The organism is Asticcacaulis sp. P2_C5 (genome assembly GCF_056404555.1).
The window spans coordinates 1-14,971 of the sequence record NZ_JBFUDU010000007.1; the positions used below are offsets into that span (position 1 = coordinate 1).

At 60.4% G+C, this 14,971-nt stretch carries 20 protein-coding genes; 19 read left to right on the forward strand and 1 reads right to left on the reverse strand.

Translation table 11 applies throughout. From position 1 onward, the window contains the following. Positions 1–234 precede the first annotated feature (234 nt). The 15 genes from AC1DXO_RS13330 to AC1DXO_RS13400 all read left to right on the forward strand — a co-directional run bounded on the left by AC1DXO_RS13330 (position 235) and on the right by AC1DXO_RS13400 (position 7,686). Entirely contained in the window at positions 235–570 is a 336-nt protein-coding gene (locus tag AC1DXO_RS13330) for a hypothetical protein (RefSeq protein WP_476978650.1), read from the forward strand. 2 nt (positions 571–572) lie between these two features. Next, on the forward strand, positions 573–1,148 hold the full coding sequence (locus tag AC1DXO_RS13335) for a GNAT family N-acetyltransferase (RefSeq protein WP_476978651.1): 576 nt from the start codon (positions 573–575) through the stop codon (positions 1,146–1,148). A gap of 193 nt (positions 1,149–1,341) precedes the next feature. Beyond that, positions 1,342–1,770: an iron chaperone gene (locus AC1DXO_RS13340; protein ID WP_476978652.1), complete on the forward strand. Its 429-nt coding sequence runs from the start codon at positions 1,342–1,344 to the stop codon at positions 1,768–1,770. Further along, entirely contained in the window at positions 1,771–2,109 is a 339-nt protein-coding gene (locus tag AC1DXO_RS13345) for an ArsR/SmtB family transcription factor (RefSeq protein ID WP_476978653.1), read from the forward strand. Positions 2,110–2,128: 19 nt separating this feature from the next. Then, a complete protein-coding gene (locus AC1DXO_RS13350) occupies positions 2,129–2,263 on the forward strand; it encodes a hypothetical protein (RefSeq protein ID WP_476978654.1) in 135 nt (44 codons plus the stop codon). Further along, positions 2,256–2,705 (forward strand): SRPBCC domain-containing protein, encoded by a 450-nt coding sequence (locus AC1DXO_RS13355; protein ID WP_476978655.1) that lies wholly within the window; start codon positions 2,256–2,258, stop codon positions 2,703–2,705. Before AC1DXO_RS13350 ends, AC1DXO_RS13355 begins: the two co-directional genes overlap by 8 nt. Next, positions 2,702–3,214: an SRPBCC family protein gene (locus AC1DXO_RS13360; RefSeq protein ID WP_476978656.1), complete on the forward strand. Its 513-nt coding sequence runs from the start codon at positions 2,702–2,704 to the stop codon at positions 3,212–3,214. Before AC1DXO_RS13355 ends, AC1DXO_RS13360 begins: the two co-directional genes overlap by 4 nt. Further along, the gene (locus AC1DXO_RS13365; RefSeq protein ID WP_476978657.1) at positions 3,211–3,789 is read left to right on the forward strand and encodes an SRPBCC family protein; all 579 of its coding nucleotides are present in this window, start codon (positions 3,211–3,213) and stop codon (positions 3,787–3,789) included. Before AC1DXO_RS13360 ends, AC1DXO_RS13365 begins: the two co-directional genes overlap by 4 nt. Further along, a complete protein-coding gene (locus tag AC1DXO_RS13370; protein ID WP_476978658.1) occupies positions 3,786–4,463 on the forward strand; it encodes a YceI family protein in 678 nt (225 codons plus the stop codon). Before AC1DXO_RS13365 ends, AC1DXO_RS13370 begins: the two co-directional genes overlap by 4 nt. 23 nt (positions 4,464–4,486) lie before the next feature. Continuing rightward, positions 4,487–4,957 carry an SRPBCC family protein gene (locus tag AC1DXO_RS13375; protein ID WP_476978659.1) on the forward strand — a complete coding sequence of 157 codons (471 nt, stop codon included), beginning with the start codon at positions 4,487–4,489 and terminating at the stop codon, positions 4,955–4,957. 23 nt (positions 4,958–4,980) lie between these two features. Then, a complete protein-coding gene (locus tag AC1DXO_RS13380) occupies positions 4,981–5,394 on the forward strand; it encodes a VOC family protein (protein WP_476978660.1) in 414 nt (137 codons plus the stop codon). 218 nt (positions 5,395–5,612) lie between these two features. Further along, positions 5,613–6,086: an SRPBCC family protein gene (locus tag AC1DXO_RS13385; protein WP_476978661.1), complete on the forward strand. Its 474-nt coding sequence runs from the start codon at positions 5,613–5,615 to the stop codon at positions 6,084–6,086. Continuing rightward, positions 6,086–6,619, forward strand: a complete 534-nt coding sequence (locus tag AC1DXO_RS13390; RefSeq protein ID WP_476978662.1) for an SRPBCC family protein — start codon at positions 6,086–6,088, stop codon at positions 6,617–6,619. Before AC1DXO_RS13385 ends, AC1DXO_RS13390 begins: the two co-directional genes overlap by 1 nt. Positions 6,620–6,673: 54 nt before the next feature. Beyond that, positions 6,674–7,063 carry a DUF3224 domain-containing protein gene (locus AC1DXO_RS13395; protein WP_476978663.1) on the forward strand — a complete coding sequence of 130 codons (390 nt, stop codon included), beginning with the start codon at positions 6,674–6,676 and terminating at the stop codon, positions 7,061–7,063. 8 nt (positions 7,064–7,071) lie between these two features. Then, positions 7,072–7,686: a hypothetical protein gene (locus AC1DXO_RS13400; protein WP_476978664.1), complete on the forward strand. Its 615-nt coding sequence runs from the start codon at positions 7,072–7,074 to the stop codon at positions 7,684–7,686. A gap of 397 nt (positions 7,687–8,083) precedes the next feature. Here the strand turns inward: AC1DXO_RS13400 and AC1DXO_RS13405 are convergent, their stop codons facing one another. Beyond that, positions 8,084–8,842, reverse strand: coding sequence for a LytTR family DNA-binding domain-containing protein (locus AC1DXO_RS13405; protein ID WP_476978665.1), 759 nt, complete (start codon positions 8,840–8,842; stop codon positions 8,084–8,086). 126 nt (positions 8,843–8,968) lie between these two features. Here AC1DXO_RS13405 and AC1DXO_RS13410 point away from each other — a divergent pair, with 126 nt between their 5' ends. The 4 genes from AC1DXO_RS13410 to AC1DXO_RS13425 all read left to right on the forward strand — a co-directional run bounded on the left by AC1DXO_RS13410 (position 8,969) and on the right by AC1DXO_RS13425 (position 14,917). Continuing rightward, positions 8,969–9,409 (forward strand): DUF2306 domain-containing protein, encoded by a 441-nt coding sequence (locus tag AC1DXO_RS13410; RefSeq protein WP_476978666.1) that lies wholly within the window; start codon positions 8,969–8,971, stop codon positions 9,407–9,409. Between the two features lie 227 nt (positions 9,410–9,636). Continuing rightward, on the forward strand, positions 9,637–10,842 hold the full coding sequence (gene sucC / locus AC1DXO_RS13415) for an ADP-forming succinate--CoA ligase subunit beta (protein WP_476978667.1): 1,206 nt from the start codon (positions 9,637–9,639) through the stop codon (positions 10,840–10,842). A gap of 5 nt (positions 10,843–10,847) precedes the next feature. Then, on the forward strand, positions 10,848–11,735 hold the full coding sequence (gene sucD / locus AC1DXO_RS13420; protein WP_476978668.1) for a succinate--CoA ligase subunit alpha: 888 nt from the start codon (positions 10,848–10,850) through the stop codon (positions 11,733–11,735). Positions 11,736–11,950: 215 nt separating this feature from the next. After that, entirely contained in the window at positions 11,951–14,917 is a 2,967-nt protein-coding gene (locus AC1DXO_RS13425; protein WP_476978669.1) for a 2-oxoglutarate dehydrogenase E1 component, read from the forward strand. Positions 14,918–14,971 lie beyond the last annotated feature (54 nt).

Sequence of the window (14,971 nt, forward strand, 5' to 3'; positions counted from 1 at the left end):
GGGCGAAAAAAAGTCAGGCACTACCGCCTTTTGTATTACCTCTCTCACATTAAGCGTTGATCGAGTCTTGAAAAAATTTGCTGTGCCGGCAGGATTACCATGCGATTTTGCATGGGCTGGCCGGGTTTATCCGCTGGTGACCGGGGTCAACCGATTTGCGCTCCCGGCAAAGTGATTTCAAGGACCAGACTGGGTGCGGCTATGAGAGCGCATCGAATATGTTAGGAGTCAGCTATGAAATCCTTACCGTTTCTGTCACGTCGGCTGACATACGCGATTCTCGGTGCCGGGCTTGTCGTGTTGTCGGCCTGTGCTGAGCGGCCGATGGGTCATTCGGGTGACCCGGCCTTTGTGCGTGGCCTGATCGACGGCTGGCTGGCCCCGATAAGCCTCGTGTTGAGCTTGTTTTCCGATACCATCCGCATGTATGCCTATCCCAATATCGGCCGCTGGTACGATTTCGGCTTTATGCTCGGTCTGATGTGCTGGGGCGGCGGCGGGGCGACGGCAACGCGCTATATCTATGTCGATCGCTTCAGCGGGCGCAAAATTAAAGAAGAGATAAGCTGACCATGATTGCGACCTCACCGCTGGGCCCGACACTCACGACCGAGCGCCTGATCCTGCGGCCACCTGTTCCGGAGGATTTCGAAGACTTCGTCGCCTTCTGCGCCGATCCGGTGGTAACGGAATTTATCGGTGGCGTCATGTCGCGCGCCATTGCCTGGCGCTCCTTGCGCACCATGGCCGGTTCGTGGGCGCTGGACGGCTTTCACATGTTCAGCGTGCTCAACCGGGTGACCGGCGAGTGGATGGGCCGGATCGGACCGCTATATCCCGATGGCTGGCCGGGGCGGGAGGTTGGCTGGGGTCTGATGCGGCCATGGTGGGGACAGGGCTACGCCGCCGAGGCGTCGCTGGCCTGCATGGATTTCGTCTTCGACAGTCTTGGCTGGCGGGACGTCATCCACACCATCGCGCCTAACAATGTCGGATCGCAGGGCGTGGCGCGCAAGCTGGGTTCGGTCAATCGCGGGCCGGGCAAGCTGCCCGATCCCTATGCCGGCCATCCGGTCGAGCTCTGGGGCCAGACGCGCGATGCATGGCAGGTCAATCGCCGTAAACTGCTTTCGCTTCGATCGTCGTAGCCGTGACGGAGATCTCGTCGGGGGGGCAGGCCCACAGGTGTGATGGCCTACCCTGCATTTCGCATGGAAAACTTAGCGCGCCCGTGTTCCCTGTAAAAATCCGTGCCTGATGTCAAAAAGTCATTGACTCGCTTTGGCGCGAATAGTATTTAACCAAAATGTTAATTAACATATCGGTTAAATGGAGGCGAATATGGATGGGCCGCTGACAAACGTCGATGCCTATCTGGCGCAGGTCGATCCAGCCTTCGTTCCGGCGTTATATGATTTGCGCGCTCTGATCCTGACAGTGGCGCCAAAGGCCGAGGAGGGCATCAGCTATGGCGTGCCGAGCTACACATGGAACGGACCACTGGTCGCCTTCGGGGCGGCCAAGAAGCACTGCGCCTTTTATGGCATGAGTCCGAAAGTGCTGGACGGTTTCAAGTCGGAGCTGAAGGGTTTCAGCACCTCGCCCGGAACCATCCGCTTCACACCGGATCGCCGTATTCCGGAGGCTATTGTACGCGCCATTGTCGAGGCGCGGATGGATGAGAATATCGAGATCGCGGCCGCCCGAACTACCCAAAAAATAGCTGCCCGAAAAATGACGAGTCCAAAAAATATGACGAGTAAGGCGTAGATGTCCGAAGATCCCCTGAGCCTGACCCTGAATGCCCTGGCCGACCCGACGCGGCGCGCCATACTGGCGCGGCTTAGCCTGGGTGAAACGACGGTCAACGACCTGGCCGAGCCGTTCGACATGAGCCTGCCGGCCGTGTCGCGACACCTGAAGGTGCTGGAAAAGGCCGGATTGATCTCGCGCTCGCGGACCAAGCAGTGGCGGCCGTGCAAGCTTGAGGCGGAACCGCTGAAACAGGTCGATACCTGGCTGGGTGAGTATCGCAAGATGTGGGAGCAGAGGTTCGACCGGCTGGATGCCTATCTCAAGACTCTGAAGCCGGACGGCGAGGTCCACTGATACTGATGGAGGTGTTGCCATGATGTGGTTGATCAACAGTCAGGTTCTCTGGCGCAAGCTGTGGGAAGCGCGTTTCGACCGTCTGGCGGCCTATCTGAAACACTTGCAGGCCCGGGCCGCTAAAGACAAAAAGGACAAGGAAGGTCATGACTGAGAGCGAAGAGGGTATCAAAATCGTCAATCAGCGCCGGCTGGCCTTTCCGCGCCAGCGCGTCTTCGATGCCTTTGCCGACCCGCAGCAACTGACCCAGTGGTGGGGACCTGTCGGGTTCAGCAACCGCATCGACGAATTCGACTTCCGCGTCGGTGGCGCCCTGCGCCTGACCATGACCAGCGCCAACGGCAACGCCTTCGACAACATCAAGGCCTTTACCGAGATCGAGACGCCGGCGCGGATCGTCATGCACCATATCCAACCGATGCACGACTTTACCCACGCCATGCTGTTTGACGACGCAGATGGTGCGACCGACCTGACCTGGCGGCTGGACTTCGTGCCCGGCCATGCCAGCGAAGAACTGAAGGTGTTTATCACCGCCGCCAATGAACAGAATTTCGACCGTCTGATAGCCTTTCTGGAGGAAAACCCACAATGACCGCCCCCATTTCCGAAGACGAAGTTTTCGCCCTCAACCGCGTGTTCGATGCCTCGCCCGAACTGCTGTGGGCGACGTGGACGCAGGCCGAGCACCTGACTCAGTGGTTCGGCCCGGCGGGCATGGGCCTGGTGGTCAAGACGCTGAACGTGACACCGGGTGGGATATTCCATTACGGCATGCAGGGCCCGATGGGTACTATGTGGGGCAAGTGGGTCTTTCGTGAAGTCCAACAACCCAAAAAGCTGTCCTATGTCGTGTCCTTCTGCAATGAAGCAGGCCAGCCTGTGCGCCATCCGATGGCGCCGCTGTGGCCGCTCGAGGTCCTGGCGGAACAAACCCTGACGGCGGAAGGCGACAAGACGCGCATGGTCAGCCGGTCGTGGCCGATCAATGCCACACCGGAAGAACGCGCCGTGTTCAAGGCCGGTCACGCCAGCATGCAGATGGGTTTTGCCGGTACCCTGGCGCAGCTCGATACCTATCTCGCAAAAATCCGGAAGGCATGACCATGGGTCTGATCATCCTCATCCTGGTCGCGGCGGGTGTTGCCACCCTGTTGATCATTGCGGCAACCAAACCGAACAGCTTCCGCATCGAGCGTCAGGCGACCATTGCCGCGGCGCCCGGCGAAGTATTTGCCCAGGTCGCTGACTTTCACAAGTGGCTGGAATGGTCGCCATGGGAACGTATCGACCCCTCGCTGCAACGCGAATACAGCGGCGCCGAACAGGGTGTCGGCGCGGCCTATGTCTGGAAGGGTACCGGCAAGGCCGGGGCCGGCCGGATGGAGATCAAGGAGGCCGTGCCGGGGTCAAAAATCCTGATCCGTCTCGATTTCATCAAGCCGTTCAAACAGACCAATATGGCCGAGTTCAGCTTCGTTCCGCAAGGCGACGGGACGCTTATTACCTGGGCCATGTACGGACCGCAGCCCTTCATCTCCAAGGTCATGGGCACGTTGTTTAACATGGACGACCTGATCGGCAAGGATTTCAACAGCGGCCTGAACAATCTCAAGGTTCTGGTCGAACCTCACGAAGAACCGGATGCGGGGGCTATCGCAGAAGGAACCCAACCATGAAACGCTTTTTACTGACCACCTGCGCCTTGATGGCCCTGGTCGCCTGTTCCAAACCGGCGCCGCCAGCCGCGGAAACCTCGGCCAGTGCATCCTCATCGTCGACACCGTCAATAGATAAGATTCCGGCCGGCGACTATCACACCGACCCGATGCATTCGAGCCTGGTCTTCACGGTCAATCACCTGGGCTATTCGCATTATACGGCAAAGTTCGTGAAGTTCGCCGCCCAGCTCAAGCTCGATCCGGCGCATCCGGAATTGGCCAGCCTGACAGCCGAGATCGATCCGCTGTCTCTGGAATTGAACGCGCCGCCGGCTGGATTTCACGATGAGCTGATGGGCAAGGGCTTCTTTGAGGCTGCGCAGTTCCCCAAGGCGACCTTTGCCTCGACCAAGGTCGAGTTGACCGGCGCCAATACGGCGAAGGTCACCGGCGACTTCACCCTGCACGGCGTGACCAAACCGGTGACAATGGATGTCACCTTCAATGGCGGCTATCCGGGCATGAGCATGGATCCTCAGGCGCGTATCGGCTTCTCGGCCCATGGCGTCCTGAAGCGCTCCGATTTTGGCATAAGCGCCGGCATCCCGGCGCCGGGCACCAATATGGGTGTCGGCGACGAGGTCGACTTCCGTGTCGAAACCGAAATGCTCGGGCCACCCCTCAAGACCTGAAACTCCACCACAGGGCCAGGATTATGACCTATTCCACACACCACCACGACTTCAAAATAGAGCGTTATGTCGACGCTAGCCCATCCCTGGTCTTCTTTGCCTGGTCGGACGCAGACGCCAAGGCGGCCTGGTTTGCCGGCCCCGAAGGCTGGACTCTCATCGAACGGACATTCGATTTCCGGCCCGGCGGCGAAGAGCGCGTCGCCGGCCGGTTTCCCACCGGCAAGGAGAGCGATTTTCGCTGCCGATACCACGATATCGTGAAGGACCAGCGCATCATCTATGTCTACGACATGTATGTCGACGGCAAGAAGATTTCGGTGTCGCTGAACACGGTCGAGCTCAAGCCGCAGGGCGAAGGCACGCTGATGGTGTTCACCGAGCAACTGGTCCATATCGATGGCTACCCGACGCCGGAAGACCGCGAAGTCGGCAGCCGTTTCCTGGTCAACAATGTTGCGACCTATGTCGAAAGCCTGGCTGTCAAGGCCTGAAAAATCCATCTGAGGAGACCACAATGAAACTGCAATGCTATGTGAATTTCGACGGCAAATGCCGCGAAGCGATGAAGTTCTACGCCGAGACCCTTGGCGGTGAACTCACCTTCCTGCAAACCTTCGGCGAGTCGCCGATGCGTGACATGGTGCCGCCCGACCATCTCGATGCGGTTATGCACGCCACCGTCACGGTCGGCGAGGCCGTAATCATGGGGTCGGATGCGCCGGGCGGGCGCTACAACAAGCCGCAAGGTTTTGCGGTCAGTCTCGGGCTCAGCGACAAGGACCAGGCCCACAAGATTTTCGCCACCCTGGCTGACGGCGGCGCGGTCGATATGGAGATACAGGAAACCTTCTGGGCGGCGGCCTTCGGTATGGTCACCGACAAGTTCGGCATACCGTGGATGATCAACTGCGAAGCCCCCACGGCTTAATATCAAAGGTCATAAGAATGACCGTTGTTATTAAGCTCTTTTAGAGCTCAGGCGCCGCATGGCTCGCGCAAACGTGCGCGGCGGGCGGTCGCCCTTGCCAAGCCGCGATAAGTCATCGTCATCGCGGCTTGGAGTAAGATATCTTTCAATCGACTGAGCTATCCGCCGTCGTTCATTCGCGGCTGCGGCGGAGCCTTGTCCAAATTTTGAGAAACCAAATGACCCGCACCGCCAACGACCATACCTTTGTCATCGAGCGTGAATTCCCCCATCCGCGCAGCCTGCTCTTCCTTGCCTTCAGCAACCAGGCGGCCAAAAGCGCCTGGTTCGGCGACAGCGAAAACTGGACGGTCGAAACCTATGCACTCGACTTCCGTGAAGGTGGAACCGAGACCTACGTCGGACGGCCAGGGCCGGACGGGCCTGAAATCCGCAACGACGTTCTGTATTACCAGATCGTACCCGATGAGCGGATTATCATCAGTTACAGCATGCATGCTGACGGCAAGATGATCACCGTTTCGCTGCAGACCCTGGAATTCAGCGACACCGCTTCGGGCTCCAGGCTGAAGTTGCGCGAACAGATCGTCTTTCTCGACGGTTGCGATCACTTCGACCAGCGCATCGCCGGCACCGAAGGCCTGCTGGACACTTTGGGCAGCTGGCTCGACGCCAACAAGGAGGCTGCGTGATGGCCGACACACATCTGGCGCTCGAGGCGCACGATTCGATCCTGACGCGCCATTTCGACGCGCCCCGCGCCCTGGTATGGCGCGCCTGGACCGATCCGCAGATGCTGCATGCCTGGTGGGGACCGGAAGGCCTGACGACCACAGCAGTGTTGGATTTCCGCCCGGGCGGCGAACTTGCCATGACCATGCATGCGCCGGACGGTACAGACTATCCGATCACCGGTGAGTTCGGCGACATCGTCGAAAACGAACTGCTGGTCATGATCATGCGTGTCGAGCGCCATCCGCCGGAATGGCATGAAATGATCCGCAACGCTTTTGTCGAACTGGGCGGCGTCCCAGAAGCTTATGTCGGTGGTCCGATCCCGACGAAGGTCACGTTTGAGGATGAGGGCTCAGGCACGAAGGTCACCGTGCGCCAGACCTTCCCGCTGGCCCTGGTCCGCGACGCCCATATCAAGCTCGGCAATTACCAAGGTTGGAGCGGCAGCTTCCGCAAGCTGGATGCGGTGCTGGCGGCTTCACAAGCCTGATTGCCAGCGGACGGCAGGCGGACTAGATTGCCCCTGTAATCTGGGGTGAGAACCATGCCGTCCATTACCGGTCCTTTCGAGGTCAAACGCACAGCCCACGACGTCCATGAGGCGGGCTTGGGCCTCCTGGCCCGCCACGCCCTCGATAAGGCCTATCATGGCGATCTGACGGCGACCGGCGTCGGTGAAATGCTGAGCGCCGGTACGTCGACGCCGGGCTCCGCCGGCTATGTGGCGATCGAAAAGGTAACGGGCACCTTAGCCGGCAAATCGGGGTCCTTTTACCTCCAGCACAGCGGCACCCTGACGCGCGGCCAGGGCAGCCTGAGCATCCACGTCATTCCGGATTCGGGAACCGATGCGTTGAGCGGCCTGACGGGGACGATGCAGATCGTGATCGCCGAGGGCGGCAAGCACAGCTACGTCTTCGACTACGCACTGTAGGAGAACTTATGCGGGGGGTGGTTCTTGGGCTTGTGCTGGTGTCGCTGGGTGGTTGTTCGACCCAGGGCGCGGTGACGGCGTGGCACTGGAACCGCTTTTTAAAGACGCCGGGCGACCGGACCCTGGAGCCTGTGCTGGCCGATATCCGCGCCTGCCAGACCAGGCCCTGCCCGCAAAGCGAAAACATGACGGCGGTGATGATCGACGGTCTGACGGCCCATGTGCGCGCCGGCGACGTCCGGGCGGCGCGTTTGGCCATGGCGTCGGTGGGGCTGATCGGCGACAGCGCCGGTGCCGATGGTGACGTGGCGCATAGTTTCGGCCCGATGATCCGCTCGAAACCGGAAGCCTTTCTCGACGCGGCCCTGGTCGAGAACTGTCATCGTGTCGATTATGCGACAACGACGCCAATCGCCATGACCGACAATGATGGGGCGCAATATGACGAATTGGTGGCGCGGCGGACGGCGCTGCTGACGGTCACACAGCCGTATCTGCAGCCTTTGCGCGACGAATATGTGGCGGCGTTGGATGCAGCGATTGTCAAGGCCGACCGGGCCCGCTTCAAGATGCCCGATGGTGTCACAGCGAATGCCGGCTCGGGTGCGGCGATCCTGCCTTAGGTTTCGTGAAATCTCGGCTTTCCGATTAAAATTTGAAGCTTTTTCGCGTTGTGTAAGTCGATTGTGGGCGGCATGATTTTGGCATAAAAATTTGAGACTACAGCTATTTTTTAACGCGGAAAGCGCCGAAAAGTCGGAAAGACTCGGAAAAGGAGCCGGCGGACAAGCTTGTGCCGAAGGGCCGTCATTCCGAGATATTGGCCACTCACGCTGCATGAGGGCGCTTCGCGCGATAGAAGCAATATCCTGAATTTGGCTTCGCCGAACTTCGTTTCTGCGTCTTTCCGACTTTTCGGCGCTTTCCGCGTTGAAAACAACTGTAAAATCAATGCTTTTCGAAAAGGTGTAGCCGAGCGCAGATGAGAATTGGCTGCGGACGGGTCTGAAAAGCCTTCAACTAAAGCCAGCCGTCGCTTTTCAGCGCCTTAAGATAACTGCGACTGACCGGGGCGGTGACGTCGCCTTTCAGCGCCAGGGTGACACGGCCGTCGCGGCGTTTGACCGCGGTCACGGCCTCCTTGGCCACCCACCATGAGCGATGGGTTTGTGAGCCCTCGATACCGTCCAGTTCGCGGATGGCGTCGTACAGGCGCATCAGGATCAGGGTCTCGCCCACAGAGCTGTGAACGCGCAGATAGTGGTCCTCGGCCGACAAGGCGTAGATTTCAGCAGTGCGGAACTTGAAACCGAGGCGCTCGCGCAAGGCACTGCCCGGTTCGGTGATCCGGTCTTCGCGAAACGCATGGCTCTGGGCCGGGGTGCGGTTGATCTGGGTATGGATCAGCGTCATGGCCACCGAGATGATCGCCACCGGCGGAAAATAAGCCGGCAAGCGGGCAAGGTTGGGTGTTTGTCCTGTGAAGAGCGAGGTGACCAGCCAGACCAGCAGGGTAATCGGCGGCATGATGCAGACCAGCATGACCAGACATTCCTGCCAGGTGTTGAAGCGCGTCGAACGGTCGACCAGGGCGCCGATGACCTGGGCGATCAGGGTGCCGCCGATCATCAGGATCAGCCAGTAACCCAGGCGCAGGGCCAGCGGTATGGCAGTCGTACCATTGGCGCCGACCAGGCACAGCAGCACGGCCATGGCGACGGCCGCCAGCTGGGTTCTCAGCAGGGGCTGGCGCAACAGGGCTGGAATGAAGCCGGTCATTGGCGAAGCGCCAGTTGTCGGGGAGGGGTTTTCACGAAGGGTTTGGGTCGTTTCACGCATGGAGGCCGGCACATGGACGAGAGGTGTGTTTCTTATGGGGCATAACCTCCGACAAGGGAAGTAACCATGAACCTCGCCAATGATCTCCTCACAGCTTTTGCCCATCCACATGCTCCGAATCTTGACCTGATTGCCCAGGCACCGCTTGTCATCAGGGTTCACTTGATTGCCGCCCTGTGCGCCTTCACCGTGGCGACGATCCAGATATTCGGACCCAAGGGCACCTTGCCGCATCGCACACTGGGCTGGATCTGGGTGATCTTCATGATGACGGTCGCGGTCTCGAGCTTCTTTATCCAGATGATCAACCCGCACGGCTTCAGCTTTATCCATATCCTGTCGGTCCTGACCCTGATCGGCGTGCCCATGCTGGTTTTGGCGGCAAGGCGTCACGACGTTAAGGCGCACCGTAAGGCGGCGCTCAACCTGTATGTCGGTGCGCTCGTCATCGCCGGGTTTTTTACCTTCCTGCCGGGCCGCCTGATGTGGCAGATATTTTTCGGATAAATAAAAATTGTCGGACAAATGACAGCGATGTCAAAAAGTTACCGCTACCATCTCTTATGAGATCAGGTGAAACGACATTTCGCATTTTGCCATATTATGTCAAATTTCTGTGATTGAGCGGTTGCACACAAGCGCGGTGGTCATTATAAAGCGCTCGTTCGAAGGACGGGCGCGACCGCTCGTTCTGCACGTTTTTGCCCCCGTGGCAGCTTTTCAAGACCGGTTCCATGAACATTCACGAGCATCAAGCCAAGGCCGTCCTCAAGGAGTTCGGCGTCGCCGTTCCGCGCGGCTACCCCGCCTTTTCCCCGCAGGAAGCGGAAAAAGCCGCCAAGACCCTGGCCAAGGAAGCCGGCAGCAAGGTCTTCGTGGTCAAGTCGCAAATCCACGCCGGCGGGCGCGGCAAGGGCCGTTTCGAAGGCCTGGGCCCCGACGCCAAGGGTGGCGTCCGCGTCGTCAAGTCGCCGGAAGACGTCAAGAAGAACGCCGATGAAATGCTGGGCCGCGTCCTGGTCACCATCCAGACAGGCGCCGCCGGCAAGCAGGTCAATCGCCTGTATATCGAAGAAGGCGCCGACATTGCCAAGGAACTGTACCTGTCGCTGCTGGTCGATCGGGTGTCGTCCAAGGTGTCGGTCGTTGCCTCGACCGAAGGCGGAATGAGCATCGAGGACGTTGCCCACGATACGCCGGAAAAGATTCACAGCTTCACCATCGACCCGGCGACAGGCGTGTGGCCGACCCATGCCCGCGCCCTGGCCCAGGCCCTGAACCTGAAAGGCGACCTCGCCAAGCAGGGCGCCAAGCTTCTGTCCCAGCTCTATGCCGCCTTCGTGGCCAAGGACATGGACATGCTGGAAATCAACCCGCTGATCGTCACCGGCGACGACAAGCTGGTGGTGCTGGACGCCAAGTGCTCGTTCGACAGCAACGCCCTGTTCCGTCACCCGGATATGGTCGCCCTGCGCGACGAGACCGAGGAAGACGAGAAGGAAATCGAAGCCTCGAAGTTCGACCTCAGCTACATCGCGCTCGACGGTGAAATCGGCTGCATGGTCAACGGCGCCGGCCTGGCCATGGCCACGCTCGACATCATCAAGCTGTACGGTTCCGAGCCCGCCAACTTCCTCGATGTCGGCGGCGGCGCCACGACCGAAAAGGTCACGGCGGCGTTCAAGATCATCACCTCCGACCCGAAGGTCAAGGGCATACTGGTCAACATCTTCGGCGGCATCATGAAGTGCGACATCATCGCTCAGGGCGTGATCGTAGCCGTCAAGGAAGTCGGGCTTAAGGTGCCGCTGGTCGTGCGTCTCGAAGGCACCAATGTCGAGCTCGGCAAGAAGATTCTCAACGAAAGCGGCCTGAACGTCATCGCCGCCGACGACCTGGCCGATGCGGCCGCCAAAATCGTCAAGGCCGTGAAGGGTTAAGCGTTATGTCAGTTCTCGTCACTTCCGAAACCAAGGTCATCTGCCAGGGCATTACCGGCAGCCAGGGCACCTTCCACTCCGAACAGGCCATCGCCTACGGCACCAAGATGGTCGGCGGCGTTACCCCCGGCAAGGGCGGATCGACCCATATCGGTCTGCCCGTCTATGACACCGTCGCCGAGGCCCGCGAAAAGACCGGCGCCACCGCGACCGCCATCTACGTCCCGCCGCCCTTCGCCGCCGACTCGATCCTGGAAGCGATCGAAGCCGAGATGGAGCTGATTGTCTGCATCACCGAAGGTATCCCGGTGCTGGACATGGTCAAGGTCAAGAAGGCCTTGCAGGGCTCGAAGTCGCGCCTGATCGGGCCGAACTGCCCGGGTGTGCTGACGCCCAACCAGTGCAAAATCGGCATCATGCCCGGCAATATCTTTAGCCCCGGCAGCGTAGGTGTGGTATCACGGTCCGGCACGCTGACCTATGAAGCCGTGTTCCAGACCACAAATGCGGGCCTCGGCCAGACCACGGCCGTCGGTATCGGCGGCGATCCGGTCAAGGGCACCGAATTTATCGACGTGCTGGAGATGTTCCTGGCCGACGACGCTACCAAGTCGATCATCATGATCGGCGAAATTGGCGGCCAGGCTGAAGAAGACGCGGCGCAGTTCCTGCGCGACGAAGCCAAGCGCGGCCGTATCAAGCCGATGGCCGGTTTCATCGCCGGACGCACAGCCCCTCCGGGGCGTCGTATGGGCCATGCCGGCGCCATCATTTCTGGTGGCAAGGGCGGCGCCGAAGACAAGATCGCGGCCATGGAAGCTGCCGGCATTCGTGTCGCGCCTTCCCCGGCGGCGCTGGGTTCGACGCTGCTGAACGTCCTTAAGGGACTGTAAGCAGGTAAGGGGTAGAAATGCCCCGCAATACGGTTGCTTTTCCACGGCATAGCCGTGGCAAGGGCGACTGCCCGCCCGAGCCGTTGCGAGGAGCCTCGCGGCGTTTGAGCGGAAAAGCGTAAGACGTTGAAGGCTTGTGGTGTCGTAGTTGGCCACGAGTCACATAAATGGAAAGGCAGACGGTGTCGTAATTGGCCGTCTGGACGGTACATAAGATGGCGGATGATTCCGGCCGGTTAAACCAGGTCTTTGCGGAGACCTCGTTCCTCTATGGCGCCAATGCGGTGTTCATCGAGATGATGCAGGAGAAGTGGGCGGCTGATCCCACCTCCGTTCCGCCCGAGTGGCGGGCTTTCTTCGATTCCCTGATGGACAGGCCGGAAACGGTCAAGGCCAATGCCGATGCCGGCAGTTGGGCCAATCCGCAGCCTGGTCCGCGTGATGACCTGATCTCCGCCATGGACGGCTTCTGGCCGGCTGTGCAGGCCAAGGTCGAAAAGACCCTGGCGGGCAAGGCCGAGGCCAAGGGCGCGCCGGCGTCGCAGGCCGAATTGCAGGCAGCCTCGCGCGACTCGATCCGCGCTTTGATGCTGATCCGCGCCTTCCGTATCCGCGGTCACCTGCAATCCAATCTCGACCCGTTGGGTATCGAGCAGCCGGGCCAGAACCCGGAACTGACCCCCGAATACTGGGGCTTCGCCGCCGGCGACATGGACCGTCCGATCTTTATCGACGGCGTGCTGGGTCTGGAATCGGCGAGCCTTCGCGAAATCCTGCAGATCGTGCGCCGCACCTACTGCTCGAACATCGGCGTGCAATATATGCACATCGCCGATCCGGCCGAAAAGGCCTGGGTGCAGGAACGTATCGAAGGCCGCGACAAAGAAATCACCTTCACCAAGGAAGGCAAGATCGCCATCCTGAAGAAGCTCATCGAGACCGAGGGTTTCGAGCGCTTCTGTCACCGCCGTTTCCCGGGCACCAAGCGTTTCGGCCTGGACGGCGGCGAGGCCATGATCCCCGCCCTGGAACAGATCATCAAGCGCGGCGGCGCGCTGGGTATCCGCGACATCGTCTTCGGCATGGCCCACCGCGGCCGCCTCAACACCCTGGCCGGCGTCATGGGCAAGCCCTACCGCGCCATCTTCCACGAGTTCCAGGGCGGTTCGACCCTGCCCAGCGACATCGAAGGCTCATCGGACGTCAAATACCATATGGGCGCCTCCTCGGACCGCGCCTTTGACGGCAACAATGTCCACCTGTCGCTGACCGCCAACCCGTCGCACCTCGAAATCGTCAACCCGGTTGTCCTGGGCAAGACGCGCGCCAAGCAGGCGCAACAGAACAAGAACAAGCCCGACGGCACGCCCGATCGCTCCATGGCGCTCGGCCTGCTGATTCATGGTGACGCGGCCTTTGCCGGCCAGGGCGTCGGCATGGAATGCTTCGCCCTGATGGGCCTGAAGGGTTACAAGACCGGCGGCACCATCCACTTCATCATCAACAACCAGATCGGCTTCACGACCAGCCCGCGATTCTCGCGCTCGTCGCCCTATCCGTCCGATGTGGCCCTGATGGCGGCAGCCCCCATCCTGCACTGTAACGGTGACGACCCGGAAGCGGTGGTGTTCTCGGCCAAGATGGCGACCGAGTTCCGCCAGAAATTCGCCAAGGACGTCGTCATCGACATGTTCTGCTATCGGCGCTTCGGCCACAACGAAGGCGATGATCCGACCTTCACCCAGCCGATCATGTACGCCAAGATCAAGGACCATCCGTCGACGCGCGACCTGTATGCGCAGCGGCTGATCAAGGAAGGCGTATGCAGCCAGGCCGAATACGACGGCTGGCTGAAGGACTTCGACACCTTCATGGACGGCGAGTTCGACGCCGGCAAGGCCTACAAGGCAACCAAGGCCGACTGGCTGGATGGCAAGTGGTCGGGCCTGGGCCTGCCCGAGGAAGACGAGCGCCGGGGCACCACGTCGGTGCCGCGCGCCAGGCTGGTCGAACTTGGCACCAAGATCACCACCATCCCCAATGACCTCGACGTCCACAAGACGTTGAAGCGCGTTATCGACGCCCGCCAGCAGATGATTTCGACGGGTGAAAATCTCGACTGGGCGACCGCCGAAAGCCTGGCTTTCGCGTCGCTGCTGGACGAAGGTTTCCCGGTCCGCCTGTCGGGCCAGGACTCGATCCGCGGTACGTTCAGCCAGCGCCACAGCGCCTTTGTCGACCAGACGACCGAGGAACGTTACTTCCCGTTCAATCACCTGCGCGAAGGCCAGGCGATGTACGAAGGTATCGACTCGGCCCTTTCGGAAGAAGCTGTTCTGGGCTTCGAATATGGCTATAGCCTGGCCGAACCCAATACCCTGACCCTGTGGGAAGGCCAGTTCGGCGACTTCGTCAACGGCGCCCAGGTGATCATCGACCAGTTCATCAGCTCGGGCGAACGCAAGTGGCTGCGTATGTCGGGCCTGGTCATGCTGCTGCCTCACGGCTACGAAGGCCAGGGGCCGGAACACTCGTCGGCGCGTCTCGAACGCTTCCTGCAGATGTGCGCCGAAGACAATATGCAGGTCGCCAACTGCTCGACCCCGTCGAACTATTTCCACATCCTGCGCCGCCAGATCCACCGGCCCTTCCGCAAGCCGCTGATCCTGATGACGCCGAAGTCGCTGCTGCGCCACAAGAAGGCTGTCTCGCAACTGAGTGAGATTTCCGAAGGCTCCAGCTTCCACCGCGTCCTGCACGACGATGCTGAGCGCAGGCCCGACGTCGCCGGCTTGAAACTGGTGCCCGACGACAAGATTCGCCGTGTCGTCCTGTGTTCGGGTAAGGTCTATTATGACCTGCTGGAAGATCGCGAAAAGAAGCAGATCAAGGACGTCTACATCATGCGTCTGGAACAGTTCTATCCGTGGCCGATGAAGTCGCTGATGACCGAGCTGGGCCGGTTTGCCAATGCCGAGCTGGTATGGTGCCAGGAAGAGCCGAAGAACATGGGCGGATGGGCGTTTGTCGATCCGTGGCTGGAACTGACGCTCGACCGGCTGAAGATCAAGGCCAAGCGCGCCCGCTATGTCGGACGCCCGGCCTCGGCCTCGACCGCCGCCGGCCAGATGAGCCGCCACCTCAAGGAACTCGAAACTTTCCTGAATGAGGCCTTTGCTTAGGCGAAGGCCCCTTGGCCTTCGTTTTTCGCACCCTCGTTTTCCGCCCTTTTCGCG

What these genes read in the sequence shown, in the direction of transcription:
- AC1DXO_RS13330 (WP_476978650.1), top strand. Translation starts at nt 235, where the DNA reads ATGAAATCCTTACCGTTTCTGTCACGTCGGCTGACATACGCGATTCTC.
- AC1DXO_RS13335 (WP_476978651.1), top strand. Translation starts at nt 573, where the DNA reads ATGATTGCGACCTCACCGCTGGGCCCGACACTCACGACCGAGCGCCTG.
- AC1DXO_RS13340 (WP_476978652.1), top strand. Translation starts at nt 1,342, where the DNA reads ATGGATGGGCCGCTGACAAACGTCGATGCCTATCTGGCGCAGGTCGAT.
- AC1DXO_RS13345 (WP_476978653.1), top strand. Translation starts at nt 1,771, where the DNA reads ATGTCCGAAGATCCCCTGAGCCTGACCCTGAATGCCCTGGCCGACCCG.
- AC1DXO_RS13350 (WP_476978654.1), top strand. Translation starts at nt 2,129, where the DNA reads ATGATGTGGTTGATCAACAGTCAGGTTCTCTGGCGCAAGCTGTGGGAA.
- AC1DXO_RS13355 (WP_476978655.1), top strand. Translation starts at nt 2,256, where the DNA reads ATGACTGAGAGCGAAGAGGGTATCAAAATCGTCAATCAGCGCCGGCTG.
- AC1DXO_RS13360 (WP_476978656.1), top strand. Translation starts at nt 2,702, where the DNA reads ATGACCGCCCCCATTTCCGAAGACGAAGTTTTCGCCCTCAACCGCGTG.
- AC1DXO_RS13365 (WP_476978657.1), top strand. Translation starts at nt 3,211, where the DNA reads ATGACCATGGGTCTGATCATCCTCATCCTGGTCGCGGCGGGTGTTGCC.
- AC1DXO_RS13370 (WP_476978658.1), top strand. Translation starts at nt 3,786, where the DNA reads ATGAAACGCTTTTTACTGACCACCTGCGCCTTGATGGCCCTGGTCGCC.
- AC1DXO_RS13375 (WP_476978659.1), top strand. Translation starts at nt 4,487, where the DNA reads ATGACCTATTCCACACACCACCACGACTTCAAAATAGAGCGTTATGTC.
- AC1DXO_RS13380 (WP_476978660.1), top strand. Translation starts at nt 4,981, where the DNA reads ATGAAACTGCAATGCTATGTGAATTTCGACGGCAAATGCCGCGAAGCG.
- AC1DXO_RS13385 (WP_476978661.1), top strand. Translation starts at nt 5,613, where the DNA reads ATGACCCGCACCGCCAACGACCATACCTTTGTCATCGAGCGTGAATTC.
- AC1DXO_RS13390 (WP_476978662.1), top strand. Translation starts at nt 6,086, where the DNA reads ATGGCCGACACACATCTGGCGCTCGAGGCGCACGATTCGATCCTGACG.
- AC1DXO_RS13395 (WP_476978663.1), top strand. Translation starts at nt 6,674, where the DNA reads ATGCCGTCCATTACCGGTCCTTTCGAGGTCAAACGCACAGCCCACGAC.
- AC1DXO_RS13400 (WP_476978664.1), top strand. Translation starts at nt 7,072, where the DNA reads ATGCGGGGGGTGGTTCTTGGGCTTGTGCTGGTGTCGCTGGGTGGTTGT.
- AC1DXO_RS13405 (WP_476978665.1), bottom strand. Translation starts at nt 8,842, where the DNA reads ATGACCGGCTTCATTCCAGCCCTGTTGCGCCAGCCCCTGCTGAGAACC.
- AC1DXO_RS13410 (WP_476978666.1), top strand. Translation starts at nt 8,969, where the DNA reads ATGAACCTCGCCAATGATCTCCTCACAGCTTTTGCCCATCCACATGCT.
- sucC (WP_476978667.1), top strand. Translation starts at nt 9,637, where the DNA reads ATGAACATTCACGAGCATCAAGCCAAGGCCGTCCTCAAGGAGTTCGGC.
- sucD (WP_476978668.1), top strand. Translation starts at nt 10,848, where the DNA reads ATGTCAGTTCTCGTCACTTCCGAAACCAAGGTCATCTGCCAGGGCATT.
- AC1DXO_RS13425 (WP_476978669.1), top strand. Translation starts at nt 11,951, where the DNA reads ATGGCGGATGATTCCGGCCGGTTAAACCAGGTCTTTGCGGAGACCTCG.